The sequence below is a fragment of the Rheinheimera mangrovi genome (genome assembly GCF_003990335.1).
GTDB lineage: Bacteria > Pseudomonadota > Gammaproteobacteria > Enterobacterales > Alteromonadaceae > Pararheinheimera > Pararheinheimera mangrovi.
On the sequence record NZ_CP034683.1, the window covers coordinates 985,200 to 1,003,184 of the forward strand.

Here is a 17,985-nt window from a genome sequence, read left to right on the forward strand (position 1 = left end):
TAAAAATCCGCTACTACTTAAACCTATTGGCTATTTAGTCTGGAGTAAAACCGTTAAAATAACCTTTTATGGCCCGATTCTAACCCAGACAGTTCGGGTATGCACACAGGATAACTGGTTCCGACATGACAAAACAGATAAAACTTGCAGAAATTGTACCTGACCATTTATTTGGTAAGCGCTTAGATCAGGTATTGGCCGAAATGTTCCCGGACTATTCGCGTTCCAGAATAAAAGAATGGATTTTAGCCGATTGGGTTCAAATCAATGGCCAGCTCTGTAACACCCCCAGAGAAAAGTTACTGGGCGGGGAGTCTGTATTGATCCAGGCCGAGTTACCGGATGACGAACGCTTTGAAGCTGAGCCTATCGATCTGAATATCGTTTATGAAGACGAGCACATTATGGTGATCAATAAGCCTGCGGGTTTGGTGGTGCATCCTGGTGCGGGCAACGCCGACGGTACTTTATTAAATGCCTTGTTACACCACTGTCCTTCTATTGCTGAAGTGCCACGTGCTGGCATAGTGCATCGTTTAGATAAAGACACCACGGGTTTAATGGTGATAGCCAAAACTATTCCGGCTCAAACCCATTTAGTGGAGGCGATGCAGGAGCGGGAAATTACCCGCGAATACGAAGCGATTTGCCACGGCACTATGACCGCGGGCGGTACAGTGGATGAGCCAATAGGCCGTCACCCGACCAAACGTACTCATATGGCAGTGACCAGCTCTGGTCGTCCTGCTGTGACTCACTACCGTGTGATGGAAAAGTTCCGTGCTCATACCCGTTTGCGTTTACGTCTGGAAACAGGCCGTACTCACCAAATTCGTGTGCATATGACCTACATTAACTATCCGCTGGTCGGTGATCCTGTCTACGCAGGTCGTCCACGTCCACCGCGTAAAGCGGATGAAGCTTTGTTAACTGTATTACGAGCCTTTAAACGTCAGGCGCTGCATGCAGCTATGCTGCGTTTAGCTCACCCTATTACCAGTGAAATTATGGAATGGCATGCGCCAATTCCTGACGATATGGTTGAGCTGACTCTGGCATTGCGTGAAGACACTGACATTCATGGTCTGGACTTTGCCTGATGTTTAAAGCTGACTGGCCTGCGCCATTAAGTATAAAAACAGCGATCAGTACTCGCGAGGGTGGTGTATCTTTGCCTCCTTACGATGGATTGAATTTAGGCAGTCATGTCAATGACAGGCCTGACGCAGTGGCGCAGAATCGTCAGCTGTTCAGACAACAGGCGAAGATGCCTGCTGAACCTTTATGGCTAAACCAGGTGCATGGTACAAATTGCGTGGTGCTGGACCAGACTGATTTTTCAATGGGTCCTGTTACCGCCGATGCCAGTGCCACCAAAACCAAAGGTCTGGTAGCAGTGGTACTGACCGCTGATTGTCTGCCTGTGTTGTTTTGTGATGCAGCTGGTACTCAGGTGGCTGCTGCTCATGCCGGTTGGCGCGGTTTGGTAGACGGCGTGCTGGAACAAACGCTGGCGCAGTTTTCTGATCCAACGACAGTCATGGCCTGGTTAGGCCCTGCTATTGGCCCCACAGCTTTTGAAGTGGGGGCGGAAGTACGTTTGGCTTTTATTGAAAAAGATGCCAAAGCTGACGCTGCTTTTGTGGCAGTTCCAAATAAAACAGGTAAATGGCTGGCTGATTTATATCAACTTGCGCGTTTACGTTTGAATGCTTGTGGCGTTTCACAAGTGTACGGTGGTGGTTTTTGCACTTACACCGACTCACAAGCTTTTTATTCCTACCGCCGTGATGGACAAACAGGCCGGATGGCATCCTGTATCTGGATTGACTGATCCAAGTCAAATTTTTGACGTTTTATTGCTTGATTATTAGTCGGCTCTCCCCCATCTTAATGCCAACAGCAGTTTGATGTGCGTGGAGATAGATACTATGAGACTCGACAGATTTACCAGTAAATTCCAATTGGCAATAGCCGAAGCTCAGTCTATGGCTTTAGGCCGTGACCATCAGTTTATTGAACCTATTCATTTAATGCATGCTTTGCTGAATCAGGAAGGTGGCTCCACCAAAGATCTGTTTAGCAAAATTGGCGTCAATACCAACGAATTACGTTCCAAATTATCCCAGGCGTTAGAGCGTTTACCCAAAGTGGATGGCGTGGATGCCAATGTGCAACTGTCCGCTGCCACTATTAACCTGCTGAATCTATGTGATAAATATGCGCAAAAGCGCAAAGACCAATATATTTCCAGCGAGTTGTTTGTGTTGGCTGCCTGTGAGGACAAATCTGAATTAGGTCATTTATTACGCTTGCTGGGTGTCGATAAAGCAGTGGTGGAAAAAGCCATAGAACAAATCCGTGGTGGCCAAAATGTCGATGACCTTAATGCGGAAGATAGCCGTCAGGCATTAACCAAATATACAGTGGATTTAACAGCGCGGGCTGAGGCTGGCAAGTTAGACCCAGTCATAGGCCGAGATGAAGAAATCCGCCGTTGTATTCAGGTGCTGCAGCGCCGTACTAAAAACAATCCGGTATTGATTGGTGAACCAGGGGTGGGTAAAACCGCCATAGTCGAAGGTTTAGCGCTGCGAATCATCAATAAAGAAGTGCCTGAGGGTTTAAAAGATAAACGTGTGTTGTCTTTGGATATGGGCTCTTTGTTAGCTGGTGCTAAGTATCGCGGTGAATTTGAAGAGCGCCTAAAAGCGGTACTGAACGAGCTCTCAAAAGAAGAGGGCCGGGTCATTCTGTTTATCGACGAAATTCATACTATGGTAGGTGCAGGCAAAGCCGATGGTGCTATGGATGCCGGCAATATGCTTAAACCTGCGTTAGCGCGGGGCGAGTTGCACTGCTTAGGCGCGACCACCTTAGATGAATACCGCAAATACATTGAAAAAGATGCGGCGCTGGAGCGACGTTTCCAGAAAGTGATAGTGGATGAGCCTTCAGTGGAAGACACTATCGCCATTTTGCGTGGCTTAAAAGAACGCTACGAGCTGCACCACGCGGTAGAAATTACTGATCCGGCCATAGTAGCGGCCGCTACTTTGTCACACCGTTATGTCAGCGACCGGCAATTGCCGGATAAAGCCATAGATTTAATTGACGAAGCGGCGTCCAGTATCCGGATGCAGATGGACTCTAAGCCAGAAGAGCTGGATAGATTAGAGCGGCGTATTATTCAGCTGAAGCTGGAAGACAATGCACTGGCAAAAGAAACAGATGACGCCACCAAAAAACGCCGTGACATGATCCAGGAACAAATCCGTGAACTGGATTTGAAATACAACGAGCTGGATGAAGTCTGGTCTTCAGAAAAAGCGGCTTTGCAAGGCACGCAAAATATCAAAGCGGACTTAGAACAAGCCCGGTTGGATATGGAAGTAGCGCGCCGTGCCGGAGATTTAAACCGCATGTCGCAGCTAAAATACGAACGTATTCCTGCTTTGGAAAAACGCTTGGATTTAGCGTCACAAGTGGAAATGCACGAAATGACGCTGCTTAGAAACAAAGTAACTGAGCAGGAAATTGCCGATGTGCTCTCCAAAGCCACTGGTATTCCGGTCAGCAAAATGTTGGAAGGCGAACGCGATAAACTGCTTCGTATGGAGCAGGAACTGCAAAAACGTGTGGTAGGTCAGGCCGAAGCATTGGAGGCTGTGTCTAACTCCATTCGCCGTTCCCGTGCAGGTTTAGCCGACCCGAATAAGCCTATAGGTTCATTCCTGTTTTTAGGCCCGACAGGTGTGGGTAAAACCGAACTGACCAAAGCTTTAGCTCAGTTCCTGTTTGATACCGAAGATGCGCTGATCCGCATTGATATGTCGGAGTTTATGGAAAAACACACTGTATCGCGTTTAGTCGGCGCACCACCTGGTTATGTCGGCTACGAAGAAGGTGGTTATTTAACTGAAGCTGTAAGACGTAAACCTTATTCAGTAGTGCTGCTGGATGAAGTGGAAAAAGCTCATCCTGATGTGTTTAACATTCTGCTGCAGGTGTTGGACGATGGCCGTTTAACAGACGGACAAGGCCGTACTGTGGATTTTAAAAACACAGTGATCATTATGACCTCGAACTTAGGCTCAGACCTGATTCAGGAGCATTACCAGCATCAGGATTATCAGCAAATGAAAGATATGCTGATGGAAGTACTGAGCAAACACTTCAGGCCTGAGTTTTTAAACCGTTTAGATGAAACTGTGGTATTCCACCCGCTAGACAGCGCCCATATCCGCCATATAGCGTCTATTCAGTTGCAGCGTCTGCGGTTGCGTTTGCAGGATAAAGGCTTTGGTTTGTCAGTAACAGATTCCGCCTTGGATCTGCTGGCCGCAGCTGGTTTTGATGCCGTCTTTGGGGCGCGGCCTTTAAAAAGGGCTATTCAGCATTATATTGAAAACCCATTAGCTCAAACCTTACTGAAAGGTCAGATTAAGCCCAATGCAATAGTGTCAGTCGATGCCAAAGAAGGACAATTTGTGATTGGCTCCGGACCTGTTCATTAAAAGGACTGTGACAAAAAAGCCCGCTTCAGCGGGCTTTTTACTGGTCAGGGTTACTGACTAAAAGTCTTACTTAAATTGGCAATTTCAGCGGCTTGCTGGTGCAGGCGTTTGTTGTTGTCGGCGACCAGTTGCATATTGTTTAAGTTTTCATTGGCAATATGCTGAATGTTTTGCACGTTGCTGGCAACTTCACTGGCGACCTGGCCTTGTTGAGTCGCAGCAGTTGCAATTTGTGACGATAGGTGGTCAATAGTGTTTACCATCGCCACTATGTCGGATAACTGAGCTGTGCTGTGAGTGGTTTGAGTCACACATTCTTCTACCTGTTCACGGCTTTGTGTCATGGTCTTGCCCCAACTCAATAAGGTTTGCTGAATTTCACCAATAGAGCGCTGAATTTGCTCTGTGGCTTTATGGGTACGGGATGATAAAGCCCGGACTTCATCAGCTACTACGGCAAAACCGCGGCCATGTTCACCGGCCCGCGCCGCTTCAATGGCTGCATTTAACGCCAGTAAGTTGGTTTGATTAGCAATTCCCTGAATTTCTGTCATGACAGCGCCAATACGTTCAGCTTCTACAGCTAAATTATCTGCAGTACTGGCGGCGCCTTGTACTTCAACAGCTAATTTTTTTACTGTGTTGGCGGTTAACTGCATCACTTGTTCTGCCTGCTGGCATATTTGCTGAGCTTCACCCACTTTCTGGTTGGTTTCGCCTGTACGCTCGGCAATATCAAGCACAGTACTGCTCAATTGCTGAGTGGCCGTTGCAATAGATACCAGCTCCTGGCTTTGTTGGTGAATACCACGTTCGGTTAAATGCACTGCTTCTTCCAGTGTGTCGGCAATACTGGAGAGTTTATTGGTGCTGTCTTTGGTGCGACCTAACACAGTACGCAAACGGGCCTGATGCATCTGATGACGGAAATCTGCAATCGAAAATGCAGTTTTACCGCTATAGACATAACGGGATACTGAATCAAAGTCTTGCTGAATTTTATGAAGTTGGGCTGGAATATCCACTAATTCGTCATACATCAGCACAAAGAAAATAGCTGGAATAAGTAACGCCAGCCATAACGCATGAGACCAGAGCAATGCACCCGCAGCTATTAAGATGAAGCTGCTAAGCAGTGCAATAAGGCGGCGCAGGTTCGGGTTCGCATTCCACTGGCTGACGGTTTTACCTGCATTGATCGCCTGATAACAACGATCGGCTCTTTGGATCAGATCCGGGCTTGCTTTCACTCGCACCGACTGATATCCAACCAGTTGCTGTTGCTGATAAATCGGGGTGACAAAAGCATCCACCCAATAATAACGGCCGTCTTTGCAACGATTTTTCACCATGCCACGCCAAGATTGACCTTGCTTTAAGTGGCTCCACAGATCGGCAAAAGCTGCTGCAGGCATATCAGGATGACGCACCAGATTATGGTTTTTACCGACGAGTTCGTCTTCGGTGTAACCTGCAACCAGGCAAAAAGCTGGGTTAGCATAGGTGATCACCCCTCGGGTATCCGTAGTGGAGACTAACTCTTGTCCGGCGTCGTACTGAACTTCCTGGTCAACAAGCTGCTGGTTGCGGCGGTTCATGCATATTTCCTTTTTATTTATCATTCAGTTAATCTGGATCAAAGCGGCGGCATTATTTCAAAGATCTCTCAGATAAGCGAGCTTAGGAGCATTATGCAAGTATCTGCCATTATGACCAGAAAATTGACCATGGTTGACCCGGATATGAGTTTGTCTGCGTTAAAAGACATTTTTAATCAGTCCAAATTTCAGCATGTGCCCGTTATTGATGCCAGCAGGCGTCTGGTAGGTATAGTTTCAGTGAAAGATTATTTCAAAGCTCTGGCTCCTGTAATGGATGCTGCGTCAGAAAAAACTTTGGATATCTTTGTCACCAGCCGTAAAATTAAGCATGTGATGACCAGCCCTGTGATTGCGGTGCCTGAAGATTATCCTGTCGTGAAAGCCGCGGCATTATTGCTCAAACACAATATTGGCTGCTTACCTGTGACTGATCAGGATAATGTGGCTATAGGTATAGTGTCGTGGAAAGATATTATGCGGATAGTGGTGTTGCAGGCTGCACGTAAAAGCAGATTAGCTTATGGTGCAGCGGCTGAAGAAGAGTAGAATGCAACATCATTTTGTCTCATAAAAACTTAATTTTTGGTCACTCTTGTTTTTTAATTTGAGTCGCCCCATTTTAACATTCGCTCATTATCAGAAATAAGGGATCAGCTTGAGTCATTTCCTCGAACAACGTCTGGCTGCGCTTGGCACCACGTCATTTCAAACTGCAATTAAAGGTATCAGACGGGGTATTGAGCGGGAGACGTTGCGGATTAATCCGGATGGCCAACTGGCACAAACGGGTCATGCAAAAGCTTTAGGGTCGGCTTTGACTCATCCTTTAATTACTACAGATTTTTCAGAGTCTTTGCTGGAGTTTATTACCCCGGCTCAGACCGATATTGACGTCACTTTAAAACAACTGACAGATATTCATAAGTTTGCCTTGTCCCATATAGGCGAAGAGCGGCTTTGGGCCGGTTCTATGCCTTGTTACATAGGCCATCAGGACGAAATTCAGCTAGCACAATATGGCAGTTCTAACGTTGGCACCATGAAAACCGTGTATCGTCAGGGCCTTAAAAACCGTTATGGCAGCATGATGCAGGCCATTAGTGGTGTGCATTTTAACTTCTCAATTCCACAAGAGTTTTGGCAGCAGTATCAGCAGTTATTAGGGGATACAGGTTCATTACAGGATTTTATTTCTGCTCAGTACCTGCACCTTATTCGTAACTATAAAAGATACGTCTGGCTGGTGGTGTATTTGTTTGGTGCCTCTCCGGCCATGTGTAGCTCGTTTTTACAAGGCCGTGAGCCTAAGTATAAGTTCCAGACTCTGGGCAAAGGCTCTTTGTATTTACCTTATGCCACTTCTTTACGTATGAGTGATCTGGGCTACACCAACAGTGCACAGTCCAGTTTAAATATCAGCTACAACAATTTACCGGATTATATTAAAGGCTTACGCCAGGCTATTTCGACGCCTTCTGCTGAATACGCCAATATTGGCATTAAAGTGGACGGGCAGTACCAGCAACTGAACAGCAATATACTGCAAATAGAAAACGAATTTTATTCAACCATCCGGCCTAAACGCACCACTCAAAGTGGCGAGCGGCCAACCTGTGCTTTAAAACGCCGTGGTGTTGAGTACATCGAAGTGCGGGCTCTGGATGTAAACCCATTTAGTGCTGTGGGGATTAACGCTGAACAAATGCGTTTTCTCGATTTGTTTTTAATTTATTGTTTATTAGAAAAAAGCCCTGATCTATCAGCTGACGAACAGACGGTGACAGAGCAAAACCTGCGCAAAGTGGTCACAGAAGGCCGTAAGCGGAATTTAGATCTGAATGAGAATGGTCAGCCTCGTTTAATGTTGGACTGGGCTGAACAACTGTTTGCTGATCTGATGCCTATAGCGAACTGGATGGATGCTGCTCATGGTGGTGATTCGTACAGTGCTGCTATCAAAGAGTTTTACTTAGGCTTATTAGACCCGAACCAAACCTACTCAGGTAAGTTATTAAGCCGTTTAATAGCCCAGCAACAGGACAGCCCTTATTATGCGCTGGCTTTGGCTGAACAATACCGCCAGCAGCTCGCAGCAACTGATTACCAGATTTATACTGAAGCAGAATTTGAGCAGATGGCTGCGGTATCTTTGCTAGAACAGCAGAAGATTGAACAGGCAGACGATGTGAATTTTGACCAGTATCTCGAACGATATTTTGCTGATTTATAACGATAAAGCCGGATATCACACATCCGGCTTTTTTTTACATGCCTTATCTGACAGATAAAAAAACGGCCAGCAAGCTGGCCGTGAAACTAAGGATAAGGATAATCCAGGGATGAAAAACAAAAACTTGGTTGAATCCGTTCATTGGGTTAGTCTGAGTTGTGTTTTAAAAAGTTCAGCGTCTGATGAAAAAAATTAAAAAAACTTTACTCTTCTTATCACTGGCCTCAGTTCTGACTGGTTGCGCTACAGCCCCCCCAAAAAACAGCTCTAATTTGTGCGAAATATTCCGCGAGCATGACGACTGGTATGACGCTGCATCTGATATGCGTGATAAATGGGATGTGCCTATTCATGTACCTATGGCGATAATGTATCAGGAAAGTAGCTTTAAGCACGATGCACAGCCACCTATGGAGTACTGGTTTGGTTTTATTCCCGTAGGGCGTGCCAGTACGGCTTATGGTTACGCTCAGGTGAAAGATGAAACCTGGGAAGATTATGGCCGAGAAACGGGAAGCTATTTTGCGGCGCGCTCAAACTTTGAAGATGCTCTGGATTTTATGGGTTGGTATATCAATAAAAGCAGTCGTATTAACAAAGTGTCGAAGTCGGATGCTTATGCGCAGTACCTGAACTACCACGAGGGCTGGGGTGGCTATAAACGTGGCAGTTACTATAAAAAGCGCTGGTTGATGGAAACCTCCCGCAAGGTACAACAAAGAGCGACTATGTATCAGCGCCAGTTACAGAGCTGCGAAGAAGAATTTAAAAGCGGCTGGTTTTTTGGCTTATTTGGTTAATCGAACACAGCCTTGTACAGGAAGATGGTTTTGTAAGGGCGCTGTTTATTCGCGCCCGTCTCAAATTTTAATTCAAGTACAACGGATATATTAATCCCTTTGCAAGTGGGGCATTAATCGCACTGTTTTAATCATATTATCCTGCACTTCGATAATCTCCATTGGGCAACCCGCCAGAGTTAAACCTAAACTGGCTTCCGGAATTTCTTCCAGATATTCCAATACCAGACCATTTAATGTTTTAGGGCCATCGGTTGGAAAGTTCAGCTGCATATCTCTGTTTAAGTCGCGCAGGTTAATACCACCGTCCACCAAAAAACTGCCATCGGCTTGAGGTTGAATTTCTTCATTCTGACTATCTGCTATGTCAGTAGTGAAATTACCTACCACTTCTTCGAGTATATCTTCTAAAGTCACCAACCCCTGAATATCACCGTATTCATCGACCACCAGACCTATACGCTCTTTTGAACTTTGAAACTTATGCAGTTGAGTATTGAGTGGAGTGTTTTCCGGGATAAAGTAAATTTCCCGCACTGATCGTAATAACGAGGCTTTGTTTAGCTGTTCTTTTAATGCCAGACGAGCTAATTCACGGCTATGAATAAAACCCAATGCATCATCAACGCTGTCGCGGTATAACAATATACGGTTGTGTTGACTGTTAGATAGCTGACGCACTATATCTTTCCATTCGTCGTTGATATCCACCCCAACCAGCTCGTTGCGGGGGATCATAATATCTTCGACTGTGGCTTTTTCTAAATCCAGCACTCCGACCAGCATACTTTGGTGATGTTGCGGAATTAGAGCGCCAGCTTCATGCACTACAGTACGTAACTCTTCAGAGCTTAAACTGTTGCCATGGTGTTGCTCAGCACTGACGCCAAGCCATCTTAACAAGGTGTTACAGATTTTGTTCAGTAACCAGACCACAGGATAAAGCAGCTTCATCAAGGGTTTGAGAGCCACTGAACTTGGGAAGGCGACTTTTTCAGGGTGTAAAGCAGCCAGCGTTTTGGGGGTTACTTCGCCAAAAATAAGAATAACCAGAGTAAGTGCTATACCAGCGATAACTATTCCGTAATCACCATAGAGCCTCATACCGATAAGGGTGGCAATGGATGATGCTGCTACATTAACCAGATTGTTACCGACCAGAATTAAACCGATGAGCCTGTCGCGGCGTTCCAGCATGGCAGTTACACGCAGTGCAGCTTTGTGCTGTTCATTGGCCAGATGTTTAAGCTTGTATGGATTCACCGACATCATGCCGGTTTCAGAAGCTGAGAAGAATGCAGAACATAACACCAGCAGTCCCAGAATTATAAAAAGGGTACTGGTTGAGATCTCGTCCAAAAGTAAGATACCTGTAGGGCTAATCGAAGTTATTTGATATTACGAACGGCCAATCAAGTCAAGACTTAATGGCCCCTAAGCAGAAAAAGCCATTATCCGAGCCGGTCAAGCAGCACTTCACGAACAAAACGACTGCCAAAATAAGCCAGCGTCAGTAAAATACTGCCAGTAAAGGTTAAAGCAATGGCCAAGCGACCACGCCAGCCTAATTGAGCATGGCCCCATAACAACACAACAAATACCAGAAAAGCGATGGAGCTTAGTATGTTTTTATGCAGGTTTTGCGCGGCCAGCCAGTTATCCGTAAAAGCGGCACCACTGAATAAAGTTAAACCCAGTAATAAAGTACCCAGCAATAATACTCTGAACTGCAACTGTTCCACTTGAAGCAGCGGCGGTAAAAACTGATTGCCCAGCATAAAATCCTTTTGTTTCAGTTTTTTGCTGATGTAGTGCACTTGCAGCGAATGTAAAGTGGCCACTATTAATAAGGTGTAAGCCACAAATGCCACTATGATATGCATCAGCAAAATAGGGCTATGTTCAAAATGCTGCATTTGCACTTCAGCAGGCAATACTAAAATAGCCAGCTGAGTCAGGGCAGAAAAGCCGTACACGATGGGTAACAACAGAACAGTAGGAGTGCGCAAAGCGGTAATAGTAATAGCAGTGCTAATCAGCCAGCACACCAATGAAATCACATTCAGCAGGCTAAAATTCTGACCCGAGTCGGCAAAAATCGAATCAGCCAGAAAAAGCATATGGCTAACAATGGCCAACAAAGCCGCACTGAACATTAATTTATAGTTAGGGCCTTGTGGATGCACCAGGCGGGACAATACCATGCCGGTTGCCAGCAGATAACCAATCAATGCCACACCGGGTAACAGCTCAACTAACATAAATCAGATCCTGTTGATTCGTGAAGATTTAACATTCTATTGCAAATTACTCGCATTTGACAGTGTAAGCTTGTGTATTCAGAGTAACTGCTTCTGCTCAGATGGCGGCTGACTCCTTTAACCAGCTGGGGTATAATCCGGCCATATTGTATATCAGGTGCTAAGTTATGTTTGAAAACCTGTCGGACCGCCTAACCAAAACGCTGAAGAACATCAGTGGTCGTGGTCGTTTAACTGAAGATAATATCAAAGAAACCTTACGTGAAGTACGGATGGCTTTATTAGAGGCCGACGTGGCTTTGCCTGTGGTTCGTGATTTTGTCAATCAGGTGAAAGAACGTTCTGTTGGTATTGAAGTCAGCAAAAGTCTGACACCAGGTCAGGAATTTCTGAAAATCGTCCGCAAAGCTTTAGAAGATGCCATGGGCGAGGCCAACGAAGAACTGGCTTTGAATGTTCAGCCGCCCGCTGTTGTATTAATGGCAGGTTTACAAGGTGCGGGTAAAACCACCTCTGTGGCTAAGTTAGCCAAATTTTTAAAAGAGCGGAAGAAGAAAAAAGTATTAGTGGTCTCTGCGGATATCTATCGTCCTGCTGCTATTAAACAGTTAGAGACGCTGGCAAAAGAAGTAGGTGTTGAATTCTTCCCTAGCGATGTTGGCCAGAAGCCTATAGACATAGTGAACGCTGCGATAGCTCACGCCCGCTTACAAATTTTTGATGTGCTTTTAGTCGACACCGCCGGTCGTCTGCATGTTGACGAAGAAATGATGGGTGAAATCAAAGCGCTGCATGCTGCGGTAAAACCTGTAGAAACTTTGTTTGTGGTCGATGCCATGACGGGTCAGGATGCAGCCAATACAGCTAAAGCTTTTAACGAAGCTTTGCCTTTAACAGGCGTGATCCTGACCAAAGCTGATGGTGACGCCCGTGGTGGTGCTGCTTTATCTATTCGTCATATCACAGGCAAGCCGATTAAGTTTATCGGTATGGGCGAAAAAACTGACGCCTTAGAGCCATTCCATCCGGATCGTATTGCCTCCCGTATTCTGGGCATGGGCGATGTGATGAGTCTGATTGAGCAAATCGAGCAGAAGGTCGACAAAGAACAAGCTGCTAAAGTGGCAGCCAAAGTGATGAAAGGGCAGGGCTTTAGTTTAGAAGACTTCCGCGACCAACTCGTGCAGATGCGCAGTATGGGTGGCATGATGTCGATGCTGGATAAATTACCCGGTATGAAAAACTTACCAGCTGGTGCTATGGATCAGATGGGCAATAAGCAGTTCAATAAAATGGAAGCCATTATTAATTCCATGACGAAAAAAGAACGTTTATTTCCTGATTTGATTAAAGGCTCACGCAAAAAACGCATAGCAGCAGGTTCAGGTACTCAGGTACAGGATGTGAACCAGTTGCTGAAACAATTTACCCAAATGCAGAAAATGATGAAGCAGATGTCCGGCAAAGGCGGCTTGATGAAAATGATGCGTAGTATGGGCGGTAAGTTGCCACCTGGCTTATTACCTCCGCGTTAAATCCGTTTTTCAGCTCTGTCCCCTGGGCTTTGGTATTTGCGTAAATATGCGGCCAAAGCCCGAAAAACCTTGCAAAGCAGGCAAAAATCCGTACAATTCACCGACCCCACGGTCTGACCGCGGGGTTTGTTATTTTTTTAAATCCTGAACGATTATTAGAGGACGGTATGGTAACTATTCGTTTACAACGTGGTGGCGCGAAAAAGCGTCCATTTTACCAAGTTGTGGTAGCGGACAGCCGTTTTGCTCGTGATGGCCGCTTTATTGAGCGCGTGGGTTTCTTCAACCCAATCGCTGGCGGTGCAGAAGAGCAAACGCGTATTGACTTAGAGCGTATCAACCACTGGGTATCGCAAGGCGCTTCTTTAAGCGACCGCGTTGCTTCATTGGTGAAAGCTGCTAAGAAAGCTGCTGCTTAATAGCTAAAATAAAGGTCGGAGTTTCACCTTGAACGGTAAAGATTTAGTTGTCTTAGGTAAGTTTGGCGCTGTTTACGGCATCAACGGGTGGCTAAAAGTAAACTCCTATACCGATGTCCCGGAAGGGATTTTTGATTACACACCCTGGCAAATTCAACTGCAGGGTAACTGGCGTCAAGTGCAGATCAGCAGTAAAAAACGACATGGCAATGGCCTGATCGTCAAACTGGCTGAAGTGTCTGACCGTGACCAGGCTCAACTCTACGTGAATGCGGATATCGCAGTAGAGCGTTCTGCATTACCCCAGCTTGCTGAGGGTGATTACTACTGGCGTGACCTGATGGGCATGGCTGTAGTGAACGAGGCTGGTTATCACTTAGGTGAAGTGGTCGACATGATGGAAACTGGCTCAAACGACGTTCTTGTTGTGAAAGCCAATAAATCCGATGCATTTGGCAAGACGGAGCGTTTACTCCCTTTCCTGACTGACTCTGTCATTAAGGATGTGAATAACGCTGAACGACGTATCTTAGTAGACTGGGATCCGGACTTTTAATGTCGCAACAAGCTGGATTGTGGGTTGGGGTTGTTACTCTGTTTCCGCAAATGTTTGATGCTATTACAAAGTTTGGTGTAACAAGCCGCGCTGTAAAGCAGGGTTTGTTACAGGTTGAGTGCTGGAATCCGCGAGATTATACCAGCGACAAACACAATACCGTCGATGATCGCCCCTTTGGTGGTGGTCCAGGCATGCTAATGATGGTACAGCCGCTGACCGACGCAATCCGCGCCGCCAAGCAAGCTGCCGGAGAGAATGTACATACGGTGTATTTGTCGCCGCAAGGCCGCAAATTAGACCAAAAAGGTGTACAGGAACTTGCACGTTACCCGAAACTGCTGCTAGTGGCAGGCCGTTACGAAGGCATTGATGAACGCGTAATTGAAACCGAAATTGACGAAGAATGGTCAATTGGGGATTACGTGCTGAGTGGAGGCGAGTTGCCTGCGATGACGCTGATTGATGCGGTGTCGCGACTGGTACCAGGCGTACTGGGGCACGAAGAGTCGGCAGAACAGGATTCGTTTGCAACTGGTTTGTTAGACTGCCCACACTACACCAGACCTGCGGTGTTAGCAGACAAAGAGGTTCCACCGGTGTTGCTGAGTGGACACCATGAAAATATAAGACGCTGGCGTCTGAAACAGGCTCTTGGTAGAACCTGGTTAAGACGGCCGGATATGTTAAATGCCCTGGCTCTGACTAAGGAGCAACGCAAATTACTGGATGAATTCCAACAGGAACACCAGGCGTTGCAGCAACACGATAGTTAATTCCAGGTAAAGTGAGATTGTTATGAGCAAAGTTAGCCAAAACATTATCAAGCAACTTGAAGACGAACAGTTAAAAACTGACGTGCCAGCATTTGGCCCAGGTGACACTGTAGTAGTTCAGGTTAAAGTAAAAGAAGGCGATAAAACTCGTCTGCAGGCTTACGAAGGCATCGTTATTGCTAAACGTAACCGTGGTCTGCATTCATCTTTTACAGTTCGTAAAATTTCCAATGGCGAAGGTGTTGAGCGTGTATTCCAGACGCACAGCCCTATGATTGACAGCATTACGCTGAAACGCCGTGGTGCAGTTCGCCGTGCCAAGCTTTACTACTTACGCGATCGTTCAGGTAAATCAGCGCGTATCCGCGAAAAGCTTAACTAAGCAACTGGAAAGGCTGACCTTGTGTCAGCCTTTTTTTATGTCTTTACTTAGGCCATGCATACCGAACTGCAAGCCGATTTAGTAGCCGCACTCGAAGCTTTCCTGTTATCCAGACAGGGAGAGATCAGCGAGCAGGAATTGCTGCACCAATTAAAAGCCTTTTTCCCTGAACCCCGCACTCTTGCTGTTGATTCCTTGTTATTCCAACAACACTTTATTCTTTATCATCATTTATTTGTACTGCAGGCACAGTGGCAGCAGGAACAAGTAGCTTTATTGCATATTGGTTACGCCAAAGTGATGATCTACACAGTCACAGCTTTACCTGACAATGCAGTAGCCTTATGGCAAGAGCAGCAGGACAAAGCCGCTTATTATCTGGATTGGCAAAATATGCGGGCGATGACAGATGATAAATTACAGTCTGTGTTGACTGAGTTTTGGAAAAAGCTGGCGTTGTATCAGCAAAATAAAGCGCTCGACACCAGCCAGTTGCAGCAAAAGTGGCAGTTAAGCCACCCATATTCTGTAGCCCAGTTGAAAAAAGTCTATCGACAGCAGGCGCTGCGTTTGCATCCGGATAAAGGCGGAGACGCTGCTGCTTTTCAGCTGTTGCAGCAGGAATATCAATGGTTGCTAGCTGAGCTTTCTTTATAGAAAAGCACAGTAACTTAGCCTTTATCAATCACTTAGCAATATCCTCTTCTATCCTTACGTTATAAAGCCCACTACAATAGCTGTATTGTGTTGCAACGCGACAAGGACCCTAAAGTGGATTCCGCCAGTTTTATTGAAAAACGCCGTTTTATCGTCAAGCTTGGCAAAATGCTGCATAAGTTTGGTACACCAGCTTACCGTTTGGAAGCGCATTTACAGGAAGTTGCAAAACTGCTGCAGATCGGCGGTTCTTTTGCTATCACACCCACTGTACTCACTTTTGTGCTTTGGATCCCTGGCGATGAAAATGAATACACTCACATCTCCCGAGTGACCCCTGGAGAGTTAGATTTAGGCGCTTTATCTTACACAGACGAGCTGGTGGATGCGCTTGCCAGCAGCAAACTGACTTTGCAGGATGTGAATCAGCGGCTCGATCAAATAGCAGCAGCGCCCAACCCTTATTCACGTTGGGCTACCTTCGCGGCTTTCGGCGCCGCAGGGGGCGCTTTTGCCATGTTAATGCGTGCAAGCTGGCACGATGTGTTTTGGTCCACAGTGCTGAGCCTAATAGTGTATTTGTTTGTACTCTGGTCGGCTAAATCACGCCGGGTGGCTCATATGTTGGAGCCATTGGTGGCTTTAGTCTCGGCACTACTGGCCGCAGCTGTTGCTGTTTATATTGATCCTATGATCAATGTGCCCTTGGTGGTTTTGTCCGCTATTATTGTCTTTATTCCCGGTTTAGCCTTAACTCTTGGATTAGCGGAGCTGGCAGCCCGTCACCTGGTATCGGGAACCGCCCGTGTGATGGATGCGGTGATGCTGTTGTTTAAGCTGTATTTTGGCGCCTTTTTAGGGATAGCTTTAGGTCAGATATTATTTGGCCAAATTCCACCGCAATTAGCGCCTTCTGTACCTCAGTGGACTAGCTGGCTGGCTGTGGCTATCTTATGTGGCAGCCTAGTAGTGGTGTTTAAAGCCAGGCTTAAGCATGCGCTTTGGGGGCTGGTATCGGGTTTTATTGCTTATGCTGCCAGCTTATGGGGGGCTTATTATCTTGGTTTGGCACTAGGTGCTTTCGTAGGGGCCTTTGCCGTAGGTTTATACGGCAACTTGTTTAACAGACTGATGAATGCGCCTGGTAGCATAGTTTCTCTGCAAGGAATGATAGTGTTGGTCCCTGGTAGCAAGACTTATATAGGATTAAATGCTTTTGTTTCAGGCCAACAGATGGTATCAACTGAGCAATTAGGTCAGCAAACGTTTCTGATTTTTATGTCGTTGGTGGCAGGCTTTATTTTTGCTAACGTGGCATTACCGCCGAGAAAGGCGTTGTAGCAAACTCGATTTTCGTTATACCCAAAGTAATTGATGTTGCAGTGCGACGACAAGCATTGGAGACCCCAGGAGCATAGTAGTCCTATGTTTCTATGGATTGAGGCGTATGCTCGCCAGAGACCAACGTTAATCCGCTGAAACAAATGACTGGTGCGAGGATCATAGCGACGATGGCCCGTCAGGGCGAAGCCGGTAAAAGCATTGCCAACAGTTTGGCAATGCCCGGATGAGCGCCAGTGGCTCTGTCCACTGGCCGGAACACTTTGCAGGACAGCAAAATGTAAAAAAGCTGCGATTAACGCAGCTCTTGTAGTAACTTCTCTAAGCGGTCTTTTAAGTCGCTAAATAACAGTGGTTTTCGCATCAATTGGACAGTGTCAGGTAAACCGCCTCCGGCTACAATTTCTGCATCTGTTAAGGCTGTGACCACGATGATTTTCATATTTTCATGGCGTGAAGATAATTTCAGTTCACGGATCATTTGAAAACCATCCAGCTCAGGCATCTGCAAATCTGTGATCAGAATTTGTGGTGCCCATTCGCCAATTTTTAATAAACCAGCTATACCGTTAGTGACAGACTGCAAACTGATAGGTAAGCCCCAAGATTCAATTTGCAGGCTATAAAGTTGTTTTAGTAACTCATCATCTTCCGCCAAGAGAATGCGAACTGAATTATCAACAGGTTGAGTTTGATTTTTCAGCAGAAGGCGTTCGACAGAAGATTGAGTGACTCGACGGTGACCACCTGGAGTTTTCCAGGCGTCCAGAGCTCCTTTTTCCACCCACAACTGCACGGTGCGTAAAGAAACACCAAGTAAATCAGCAGCTTGTTGAGTCGATAATAAAGGTTCTGTGTGCTTACTTTTGTTCATACTGGCTAATGGGTATCATATTTTGTATTTTTATCA

At 46.1% G+C, this 17,985-nt stretch carries 17 protein-coding genes; 13 read left to right on the plus strand and 4 right to left on the minus strand.

The features are described 5' to 3' along the window. Positions 1–125 precede the first annotated feature (125 nt). From rluD to clpB, 3 genes are all read left to right on the plus strand, one after another. Positions 126–1,100 carry a 23S rRNA pseudouridine(1911/1915/1917) synthase RluD gene (rluD, locus tag EK374_RS04575; protein ID WP_127020549.1) on the plus strand — a complete coding sequence of 325 codons (975 nt, stop codon included), beginning with the start codon at positions 126–128 and terminating at the stop codon, positions 1,098–1,100. After that, a complete protein-coding gene (pgeF, locus tag EK374_RS04580; RefSeq protein ID WP_127020551.1) occupies positions 1,100–1,834 on the plus strand; it encodes a peptidoglycan editing factor PgeF in 735 nt (244 codons plus the stop codon). The genes rluD and pgeF overlap by 1 nt, the downstream gene beginning before the upstream one ends. Before the next feature lie 97 nt (positions 1,835–1,931). Then, positions 1,932–4,517 (plus strand): ATP-dependent chaperone ClpB, encoded by a 2,586-nt coding sequence (gene clpB, locus EK374_RS04585; RefSeq protein WP_127020553.1) that lies wholly within the window; start codon positions 1,932–1,934, stop codon positions 4,515–4,517. 50 nt (positions 4,518–4,567) lie between these two features. Here the strand turns inward: clpB and EK374_RS04590 are convergent, their stop codons facing one another. Beyond that, positions 4,568–6,115 (minus strand): methyl-accepting chemotaxis protein, encoded by a 1,548-nt coding sequence (locus tag EK374_RS04590; RefSeq protein WP_127020555.1) that lies wholly within the window; start codon positions 6,113–6,115, stop codon positions 4,568–4,570. Positions 6,116–6,208: 93 nt separating this feature from the next. On the opposite strand from EK374_RS04590, the gene EK374_RS04595 reads away from it, so the two are divergent. The 3 genes from EK374_RS04595 to EK374_RS04605 all read left to right on the plus strand — a co-directional run bounded on the left by EK374_RS04595 (position 6,209) and on the right by EK374_RS04605 (position 9,148). Next, entirely contained in the window at positions 6,209–6,664 is a 456-nt protein-coding gene (locus EK374_RS04595) for a CBS domain-containing protein (RefSeq protein WP_127020557.1), read from the plus strand. 109 nt (positions 6,665–6,773) lie between these two features. After that, a complete protein-coding gene (gene gshA / locus EK374_RS04600; RefSeq protein WP_127020559.1) occupies positions 6,774–8,348 on the plus strand; it encodes a glutamate--cysteine ligase in 1,575 nt (524 codons plus the stop codon). A gap of 182 nt (positions 8,349–8,530) precedes the next feature. Further along, positions 8,531–9,148, plus strand: coding sequence for a transglycosylase SLT domain-containing protein (locus tag EK374_RS04605; RefSeq protein WP_127020561.1), 618 nt, complete (start codon positions 8,531–8,533; stop codon positions 9,146–9,148). A gap of 90 nt (positions 9,149–9,238) precedes the next feature. Here EK374_RS04605 and EK374_RS04610 read toward each other — a convergent pair whose 3' ends face one another. Both EK374_RS04610 and EK374_RS04615 read right to left on the minus strand, forming a co-directional pair. Continuing rightward, a complete protein-coding gene (locus EK374_RS04610) occupies positions 9,239–10,507 on the minus strand; it encodes an HlyC/CorC family transporter (protein WP_127020563.1) in 1,269 nt (422 codons plus the stop codon). 92 nt (positions 10,508–10,599) lie between these two features. Then, entirely contained in the window at positions 10,600–11,409 is an 810-nt protein-coding gene (locus tag EK374_RS04615) for a cytochrome C assembly family protein (RefSeq protein WP_127020565.1), read from the minus strand. Positions 11,410–11,576: 167 nt separating this feature from the next. Here EK374_RS04615 and ffh point away from each other — a divergent pair, with 167 nt between their 5' ends. From ffh to EK374_RS04650, 7 genes are all read left to right on the plus strand, one after another. Beyond that, positions 11,577–12,944, plus strand: a complete 1,368-nt coding sequence (gene ffh, locus EK374_RS04620; RefSeq protein ID WP_127020567.1) for a signal recognition particle protein — start codon at positions 11,577–11,579, stop codon at positions 12,942–12,944. A gap of 167 nt (positions 12,945–13,111) precedes the next feature. After that, positions 13,112–13,363: a 30S ribosomal protein S16 gene (gene rpsP, locus EK374_RS04625; RefSeq protein ID WP_046518266.1), complete on the plus strand. Its 252-nt coding sequence runs from the start codon at positions 13,112–13,114 to the stop codon at positions 13,361–13,363. A 28-nt stretch (positions 13,364–13,391) separates the two neighbouring features. Further along, entirely contained in the window at positions 13,392–13,919 is a 528-nt protein-coding gene (gene rimM / locus EK374_RS04630; RefSeq protein WP_127020569.1) for a ribosome maturation factor RimM, read from the plus strand. Then, on the plus strand, positions 13,919–14,695 hold the full coding sequence (gene trmD, locus EK374_RS04635) for a tRNA (guanosine(37)-N1)-methyltransferase TrmD (RefSeq protein WP_407691852.1): 777 nt from the start codon (positions 13,919–13,921) through the stop codon (positions 14,693–14,695). Before rimM ends, trmD begins: the two co-directional genes overlap by 1 nt. Before the next feature lie 22 nt (positions 14,696–14,717). Continuing rightward, positions 14,718–15,077, plus strand: coding sequence for a 50S ribosomal protein L19 (gene rplS, locus EK374_RS04640; RefSeq protein WP_046518264.1), 360 nt, complete (start codon positions 14,718–14,720; stop codon positions 15,075–15,077). 54 nt (positions 15,078–15,131) lie between these two features. Further along, entirely contained in the window at positions 15,132–15,734 is a 603-nt protein-coding gene (locus EK374_RS04645; protein WP_127020571.1) for a DNA-J related domain-containing protein, read from the plus strand. A gap of 114 nt (positions 15,735–15,848) precedes the next feature. Further along, positions 15,849–17,075, plus strand: a complete 1,227-nt coding sequence (locus EK374_RS04650) for a threonine/serine exporter family protein (protein ID WP_127020573.1) — start codon at positions 15,849–15,851, stop codon at positions 17,073–17,075. 295 nt (positions 17,076–17,370) lie between these two features. Here EK374_RS04650 and EK374_RS04655 read toward each other — a convergent pair whose 3' ends face one another. Next, positions 17,371–17,949, minus strand: coding sequence for a response regulator (locus EK374_RS04655; protein WP_127020575.1), 579 nt, complete (start codon positions 17,947–17,949; stop codon positions 17,371–17,373). Between the last annotated feature and the right edge of the window lie 36 nt (positions 17,950–17,985).

Excerpts from the sequence above, each read along its gene's own strand:
- rluD (WP_127020549.1), top strand. The coding sequence starts at position 126 with ATGACAAAACAGATAAAACTTGCAGAAATTGTACCTGACCATTTATTT.
- pgeF (WP_127020551.1), top strand. The coding sequence starts at position 1,100 with ATGTTTAAAGCTGACTGGCCTGCGCCATTAAGTATAAAAACAGCGATC.
- clpB (WP_127020553.1), top strand. The coding sequence starts at position 1,932 with ATGAGACTCGACAGATTTACCAGTAAATTCCAATTGGCAATAGCCGAA.
- EK374_RS04590 (WP_127020555.1), bottom strand. The coding sequence starts at position 6,115 with ATGAACCGCCGCAACCAGCAGCTTGTTGACCAGGAAGTTCAGTACGAC.
- EK374_RS04595 (WP_127020557.1), top strand. The coding sequence starts at position 6,209 with ATGCAAGTATCTGCCATTATGACCAGAAAATTGACCATGGTTGACCCG.
- EK374_RS04605 (WP_127020561.1), top strand. The coding sequence starts at position 8,531 with ATGAAAAAAATTAAAAAAACTTTACTCTTCTTATCACTGGCCTCAGTT.
- EK374_RS04615 (WP_127020565.1), bottom strand. The coding sequence starts at position 11,409 with ATGTTAGTTGAGCTGTTACCCGGTGTGGCATTGATTGGTTATCTGCTG.
- ffh (WP_127020567.1), top strand. The coding sequence starts at position 11,577 with ATGTTTGAAAACCTGTCGGACCGCCTAACCAAAACGCTGAAGAACATC.
- rpsP (WP_046518266.1), top strand. The coding sequence starts at position 13,112 with ATGGTAACTATTCGTTTACAACGTGGTGGCGCGAAAAAGCGTCCATTT.
- trmD (WP_407691852.1), top strand. The coding sequence starts at position 13,919 with ATGTCGCAACAAGCTGGATTGTGGGTTGGGGTTGTTACTCTGTTTCCG.
- rplS (WP_046518264.1), top strand. The coding sequence starts at position 14,718 with ATGAGCAAAGTTAGCCAAAACATTATCAAGCAACTTGAAGACGAACAG.
- EK374_RS04645 (WP_127020571.1), top strand. The coding sequence starts at position 15,132 with ATGCATACCGAACTGCAAGCCGATTTAGTAGCCGCACTCGAAGCTTTC.
- EK374_RS04655 (WP_127020575.1), bottom strand. The coding sequence starts at position 17,949 with ATGAACAAAAGTAAGCACACAGAACCTTTATTATCGACTCAACAAGCT.